The following is a 6,591-nucleotide window of genomic DNA, read 5'->3' on the forward strand; positions in this document are numbered from 1 at the left end:
CCTTTTAAAAGGGCAGTAAATTACAGTGCCTTTTTATTACGAATGTTGTTTAACACTTCTGTACGCTCAGCATCTGACAGAGGGATTAAACCCGCTGCTTCCAGTGGGCTGCCTTCTCCAGATGCAGCTTCAGATACAAAGTATTCAGCAAACTGCTGCAGACCAGGAATTACGCCGATATGTTCGCCTTTAACATAAAAGAATAATGGACGAGATACTGGGTAAGTACCAGCAATGATATTATCAACGGTAGGTACTACATCACTTACTGTGGCTACCTTGATACGGTCACGGTTTGATTCATAGAAGCTTAAACCAAATACGCCAACCGCGTCTTTCTGCGCCTGTAAACGGGCTAAGGTTTCAGTGTAGTCACCAGCAATTTCCACTACGCGGCCATCAGTACGCATAGCTAAACAGAAGTTGTTCTGATCACCAGATGGCATCGCTTTTACTTCTGGCAGTGTTTTACAGCCATCTAAAATTACTTTTTCTTCATAAACTTCACGGGTACCGTGGTTAGAACCAGGAATAGCTAATAAGATAGCCTGGTCTGGCAGTGACTTGTCGATTTGCGACCAACGCGTGTACGGGTTAGCTACCATCTGGCCGTTTTGCGGTACTTGCGCGGCTTGCGCTAAAAATACATGTACAGGCTCTAAAGCAAAAGTGCCAGCGTCAATACGTGATGCGAATACGATACCGTCATAACCAATTTTTACTTCGATAACCTGATTAACACCATTGGCTTTACAGGTTTCTAATTCTGCAGAGCGGATGGCGCGAGATGAGTTGGCAATATCGATAGTGTTGGTGCCAACACCCTGACAGAACTGGCGTAAACCACCACCTGAACCACCAGAACCTACCACCGGCGTTTTAAACTGAGCAAAGTTATTACCAAATTCTTCTGCAGCAATTGAAGAGAACGGCAACACTGTTGAGGAGCCAGCAACCTGTACAGTATCGCGGGTAGCCTGAGCAGTGGCAGCAAAGCTTAGTGAAACTGCTGTTACCAGCGCTAATTTAGATAATGTCTTCATTTTCATTTTGTCGTTCCTCTAAAGAGTAGTTTTAATCAGTTTTAATTCAACATGGCTAGTTTGCTTGCGTTATATTTCAACAATATGACAGTAGCGTTTTTTTTCGTGCCACTGTCATGACAACTTACTAACTGACCCGGAATTGTTGCCAACCTGCATTTAACTGGGCAGCAACTGCCGATAATTGTTCGCTGGCTTGGGCAGAACTGGTCGCGCCGTCATGCAACTGCTGGCTGGCACTATGCAGTTCGCTAATACCGCTGATAAAACGATTGGTAACCTGTTGCTGTTCATCAGTAGCCTGAGAAATTTGTTGGTTAAAGGCCGCGAGCTGCGTAACTTCGCTGGCAATATCCCGAAATACCTGTTCGGTAATGCGGGCATGCTCTACGCTATGCTCTGCCTGGCCGGCGGCTTGCTCAATAGCCGCAACAGCGTGGTTGGCCTGAGCTTGCAGGGTGCTGATCATTTGCCTTATCGATTCTGTCGCAGCCTTGGTATTGCCAGAGAGGGTTCTGACTTCATCGGCCACGACTGAAAAGCCCCGACCGGCCTCGCCTGCTCGCGCCGCTTCAATAGCGGCATTCAGTGCTAATAGATTCGTTTGCTCAGAAATTTTGCCTATCACTTCAAGCACACCAGAGATTTTTGCCGAATCTTGCTGCAAGGTGCCAATAATGCTGCTCGCCTGCACCATTTTCTGTGCTAACAACTCGGTACTCTGCATATTTTGGCTGGTCACTTTAGTACCCTGCTGGCAAAGTTGCTGCGCTGCCGCTGCCGTAGTTAGAGCGGCCTCGGTGTCAGCAATAACCTGACGTACCGCAGCTGACATTTCTTCTACCGCCAAGGATAATTGATCCGCTTGTGTCGCCTGTAAACCGGCGCCTGCATTCACCTGCTCGCTGACCTGCTGCACATGATGAGCCTGGCTAGTTAATAGTTGCGAGCTGGCGCCAAGCTGCATTAATAAAGCAGCAAAACGCTGCAGCATTTGGTTTAGTGCTCTTGCTGCTTCGGCGATTTCATCCCGCCCCTGCTCATCAGCTCTTAACGTAAGATCGGCTTGTTGTTCCAGTTGCAATAGTAGATCGCGTAAACCACGCAACGGCTGATTAACCGCCCGCCGGGTTTGCCACATTAAAAACAGCACGACTAAAGTCAGTAGCAGGCCGCCGTAGACATAAAACTGCACCATGCGTTGGGTAAAATCTGCCGCCCTATCACGCACGACAGCTGCCGTGGCAATTTGCTGCTGAATAAATTGTTCAGCCTGTTCAGTAAAAGGGTTTATCTTTAGCGCAACTTCATTATTGATGGTGGATTCATTTAAAATGCGGATCAGTAGAGCATCGGTACCGGCGTAACTCAACCATTCCTGATAGTGCTTTACTGCCTGAGCAAAGGCTTTATCCAGCTCGGAAAAAACCTCAGCATCTGCTGCAGATTTAGCCACCCGCTTTGCGCTAAACGCTTGCCAATGCTGCTCTGCCTCGGTAAGTAACGCTGTTACGCTTTGCACTGTGCCCTCGGCAGACGCCCAGCCTGTGCGATACTGCTGTAGCTGGGTTAGGCCTTGCTGTTGCAATATCTTTTGTGGCCGCATCACATCAGCCAGAATGGCCAGATGCTCGTCATAGAGTTGGTTAAATAAGCGGTCTTTAGCATTTGCTGCCCAGAAACTGCCCAGCAGCACCGTCAGTAATAACACTAGGGGGATTAACCCCAGTAACACAACCCGATTTGCAATAGTTAATGTGAGTTTCATAGCACCGCCCGCAATTCTCCTAAATTGCGGCGAACATTAGCAATTAGATATGACTTTTTTATGACAGCAAGCAAGGTAAGTGCTAGTCAAAGGCTCGCAAAGCGCTAAGCTGTATTACAGAAGTTTCCATGTTAACGTTGGTTACTTAAACTAAAAAGTACTCTGGAAAATACCTTTCTTGAGGCCTCTACGCAGGCAGAGTTGCAGCAGCTGACGCAATTTCGAAAGTAGCGCTGGGGACTGATATTCGCTAAGACACTGGTTGCGATTACCGGTAACAACTGGAATGGAAACATATCCAGCGTACGCTGGAACAGTTTGACGGTAATGTCTCTCACACGGCACGCGCTCTGGGTATGCATAGACAAACTTTACAACGGAAACTACTGAAACGGCGGCCTGAACGGCGCGATGAAAAACAGCACCTGACAAGCACTTAAAGAGGACGACTGTACTGCCCCTTTGCCATAGCGAGAACACGATAAAGGGGCAATACGTTTATTTACAGTTTACATGAACAACTCAAAAGCTGAAATTAACACCAAGCATCACGTTATCCACTTGGTTCGACGCTAAACGATAACGGTTAAAGCTCACTTGCAATGCCAAACGCTGGTTAAATGCATAGCCTAGTTGCCCTCCCCAGTACCAATCATTGTCGTTATTCTTATGAGTAATCACGGTGCTATTCCAGACACTTTCCTGCTTACTCCGCCAGAAAAACATGCCCGTTTGCACCTGAAATTGCCACTGTTGTCTTTGCCATAAGGTATAAGATAATCCTGCTCGGATCCCTGAAGCAAACAAAGGCCCCAAATCAGATACTGCTTGATGGTATTGGTCAGGGGTGAGGGTCTCGCCAGAGAGTGTGACAGATGTTTCGCCTAAATCGACATAGTGTAGTTGTGCTGCCAGCCTTTCAGTAAGCTGATATTGGCCACCTAACGCCCAACTGCTACTGTTATCGTCGTAAGCGACCAGGCGACCTTCAGCTGGCAGCTTAACACTAAGGTCTGCAGCACTCATCCGGCTGTTGCTGTGCCCTACTTGAATATCGGCAGACCATTGTGCGTGAACATTAAAACTGACGGCACTTATCAGAACAATAAAGAATACTGAGCTATAGCCTCGGCGGAATACCAATAAGACCGCTAATAACAGTAGCCAACTGCCCATGGCACCACCAGAAGATTTATTTGTCACAGTAACCACCTCATAAGCGGTAATAGCAATAGTAACAGTGCCACTGGCACTACCCCCCCGTTGATCACTCACGGTAAAACTTATGGTATCAGTGCCAGCGTAACCAGTTAGTGGTACATAACGTAGGCTTTGCGAGGCGGTAATGGTTACAGTTCCTTTCTGAGCACTAACACTACTGATAATTAGTGCATCACCGTCTGGGTCGCTGGCGCTTTTTAGCACATCAATATCAATCGCTGTGCGATCATTGGTGCTGGTTGTAATATTGCTGACTACTGGTGGCCGGTTATAGTACACCTCCACTGTAACTATCGCGCTAGCACTGCCGTTCTTTCCGTCAGTAATGGCGTAACTTAGGGTATCTGTACCAACAAAATCTTGTGGCGCAGTGTATAGCAATGTCTGACCATCGTCATTTATCGTAACGCTACCAAATGCCGCCGTTGCCTGATTAATGCTTAGCGGGTCGTTATCTGGATCACTGTCATTAGCCAACACATCTAAAATATGCACCTGATTCCACTGTACTGAATAGCTATCATCTGTGGCTAGGGGTAAACGGTTGCCACCAAGAACAACCGCAACACCACCTGGGTCTAAAATAGTACTGTTTGCAATGCCGTCAGCATCATTCGGCCCACCATCTTCAATAATAAGCTGAACACACCAATGACCCGCGTTTAACCCAGATTGCCAATTGCTGTCACCCGGCGGTGGACAGAAGCCCGGCTCACCACTGGCGCTAAACAACTGATTGCGCTCGTTCACCACAAAGTTGTTCCAGCCCTGGCTCGGGGTAAACTTACGGTACACGGCGTTCTCTGGTATTGGTTGACGTTGCGGTAACACTAAGGCGTAGCTTGCGCCCGCCACCGGCAAATCTCGCAGGATAAAGTCGAAGATACCACCGATATTGGTCGCTAGCATATCTGGTTCCAGCCACTGTAAGTCGGCACTAGTTAGTTGTATGCCACCGGTTTGGCTAGTGGCTGCAGTAGCGCCTTTACGCAAGCAGATACCTGGCTCGCCTTCGGCAACAAACTGCCGCACACTGCTTAGTTGTTCCGGCATAACGTTACAGTCAAAACCCGGATCCAGATAATCTGGAATACCGTTACCATTGCTGTCACCCAAACCCTCTACATTATCCGGGATCAAGTTGTTATTGCTGTCACCGCTGCCAAGCACAGGCAACTCATCTTGCACTAACAGATAGACCTCAACTGTACGATTCAAGGGTACTATGGCACTGTCTGTCGCGGTTACTGCTATCTGGTACAGGCCATTGCTTATAGTGCTAGGGTCAAAGATAAACTGTGATGGATCTGCAGAAATATTGTCCAAGGCACTATCTGCCTGCCAAACTAAGCTAACACTATCCTGAGGATTGGGGTCAGTTGCCAAGGCAGATAGCGTTACCATGCCGGCAGACTTGCCGACAGTAAACCGCTGCTCACCCTGCTGTTGCACTTCCAGCACAACACTAGGTGCTAAATTGGCCTCAGTTACAGTAATAGTCGTACTCGCATTGGCTCCAACATTCTGGCCATTATCCAGCATAATCCTGATATTCTTCTCAGGCTCGCTATTCAGATCGGCGAACACGTTAAAGTTAATTACGCCACGCAGACCAGACATTATCTGCAGTGTGCCTGATGCCAAAGTATGCTCGCTCATGGCAGCAGTTCCGCTGACACTATATGCAACCTCTACCGGGTAATCCGGCGCAGGACCATTTAGTACAACCTCTAAAGAAACATTGCTGCGGTTAGCTACTATTTGCGGTTTGCTGAGTGACAATAGCGGCCTGACTTGCAGCAATTGAGTTGTGGTACTGCTTATGCCAGTTGCATCAGTCGCACGCCAATATAATTCGTGGCGACCAGGAGAGAATAACGGCGAGCCATTAACCAATGAAACTGGCAGACGGTTACCTGCTTTATCAACAGCCGTCGCCACGCCAACATCTACTTTGGTAAATAAGCCTGTAGCATTAACAATTAAGTCGGCTGGCGGTGTGATCACCGGCGCATCAGGGTTACTACCTGTAATTTGTAAGATAACGTCAGCCGTATCATTCAACTCTCCGTCTGTAATACTGTAGCTAAATATTGCAGTACCACTGAAGTTATCTGGCGCGCTAAAGCGCAACTGATTACCCTGAATGCTTACTTGCCCTATGCTAGCGTTAGCCGCGGTAATGGTTAAACTATCACCATCTGGGTCAGTGTCATTGCTCAATACATCCAGGATGTAACTATGGTCATTATTAAATGGCAAGGTATAGTTATCATCAACCGCAACTGGCGCAGCATTCACTCTAACCACTTCCAGATTAAAGGCAGGCAAGCTGGCACTGAGCACACCATCTGACACTGCAATAACAATACCTTCGGAGCGTCCGATATGTTCACGCTCTGGCGTCCCGGTTAAGGCCCCGGTTGCTGGGTCAAAACTGGCCCAGACCGGCTTATTGGCAATGCTAAAGGTTAGCGTATCACCATCTGGATCGCTGGCAGTAGGCACAAAGCTGTAAGCCTCTCCTTGATTCACCAAGGTCGCCGGGCTGCCGCTGAT

At 48.0% G+C, this 6,591-nt stretch carries 3 protein-coding genes and 1 pseudogene; 1 reads left to right on the plus strand and 3 read right to left on the minus strand.

Going from position 1 to position 6,591, the window contains the following annotated elements; translation table 11 throughout:
* Nucleotides 1-20 precede the first annotated feature (20 nt).
* A complete protein-coding gene (locus tag IE163_RS07045; protein WP_189431613.1) occupies nt 21-1,049 on the minus strand; it encodes a substrate-binding domain-containing protein in 1,029 nt (342 codons plus the stop codon).
* Nucleotides 1,050-1,170: 121 nt separating this feature from the next.
* Nucleotides 1,171-2,811, minus strand: a complete 1,641-nt coding sequence (locus IE163_RS07050) for a methyl-accepting chemotaxis protein (protein ID WP_189431615.1) — start codon at nt 2,809-2,811, stop codon at nt 1,171-1,173.
* A gap of 278 nt (nt 2,812-3,089) precedes the next feature.
* On the opposite strand from IE163_RS07050, the pseudogene IE163_RS07055 reads away from it, so the two are divergent.
* A pseudogene (locus IE163_RS07055) lies at nt 3,090-3,251 on the plus strand (helix-turn-helix domain-containing protein); the annotation flags it as partial.
* An 82-nt stretch (nt 3,252-3,333) separates the two neighbouring features.
* Here the strand turns inward: IE163_RS07055 and IE163_RS07060 are convergent.
* Nucleotides 3,334-6,591 (minus strand): Ig-like domain-containing protein (locus IE163_RS07060; protein WP_189431617.1); only part of this gene is annotated, 3,258 nt, incomplete at its 5' end.

The sequence above is a fragment of the Alishewanella longhuensis genome, assembly GCF_014653435.1.
GTDB classification, from domain to species: domain Bacteria; phylum Pseudomonadota; class Gammaproteobacteria; order Enterobacterales; family Alteromonadaceae; genus Alishewanella; species Alishewanella longhuensis.

Bases quoted from the DNA above. Each gene is read 5' to 3' on its own strand.
- IE163_RS07050 (WP_189431615.1), bottom strand. From the start codon at position 2,811: ATGAAACTCACATTAACTATTGCAAATCGGGTTGTGTTACTGGGGTTA.
- IE163_RS07045 (WP_189431613.1), bottom strand. From the start codon at position 1,049: ATGAAAATGAAGACATTATCTAAATTAGCGCTGGTAACAGCAGTTTCA.